We start from the raw sequence: 923 nt of genomic DNA on the forward strand, positions 1-923 counted from the left end.
ATCAAGGTCTTAACAACTGCTAGAGAAAGCAAATCTGTTACAGTGACTTTCTTGCCAGTGGCTTCCATGATTGGATCCAATACTTTCTTACGAAGGGCCAACATTTGAGACATATCGACGTCATAGTTCAAAGTAAAGGTTGGTGCTGTCAAGTAAGATTCTACCATCCGTTGAGCGATCACCTTACGCATTGGTGTCATCGGAATTCGCTCGATTTCACCATAAGGTGTCACATTATCTGGAGCTTCCTCCACCTTCTCGATTTGAGCAGGTGACTTAATGGTATCCTTCTCAATATTTTCAGGAAGGAAAGCAAGGACATCCTTCTTCATGATCTTGCCACGATGACCAGTTCCTTGAATTTCTTGCCAAGCAATATTGTGTTCTAAAGCAATTCGTTTTGCAAGTGGTGAAATGCGAACCACATTTGTGTCTTTATATGTTTCCACGTCTTCTTTGTGGACACGACCGTTTGCGCCTGAACCAGAAACATCATAGAGGTTGATCCCTAGATCATCCGCTAATTTTCTAGCCGCAGGAGTCGCTCTTAGCTTATCATCAGCCATGACCTCTCCTATTCTATTTATGATGCAAAGGGCGTTTAAAAGCGACCGAAAAATAGGAAATCGACGCAGACTTCGATGAAGTCAAGGAGATTTATCTTTTTTCCGAGCTTTTAGCCCGTGCTCTAATCTAAGATATCAAGGACGTAGAGAACTTTGTACCTAAAAAGATACAAAGTTTTCTCGTCTAATTCAAATGATATTACATAATTTATGTTATGTATTATTCTTTGTTGTACGTTTTACGAATGGCATCTTTGATGCTTTCAACTGTTGGGATCATTGCATTCTCTAGATTTTGTGCGTAAGGCATTGGCACATCTTCCCCCGCACAACGGCGGATTGGTGCATCCAAGTAAT

General features: G+C 41.1%; 1 protein-coding gene and 1 pseudogene. Both read right to left on the reverse strand.

Features of this window, described 5'->3' with window-relative positions:
• A partial coding sequence (locus SPADD19_RS06640) for an E3 binding domain-containing protein (protein WP_241496512.1) occupies positions 1-566 on the reverse strand: 566 nt, incomplete at its 3' end.
• Positions 567-786: 220 nt separating this feature from the next.
• Positions 787-923 (reverse strand): annotated as a pseudogene (locus SPADD19_RS11675) (alpha-ketoacid dehydrogenase subunit beta); the annotation flags it as partial.

This window comes from Streptococcus parasanguinis, from assembly GCF_001578955.1.
Taxonomy (GTDB): domain Bacteria; phylum Bacillota; class Bacilli; order Lactobacillales; family Streptococcaceae; genus Streptococcus; species Streptococcus parasanguinis_U.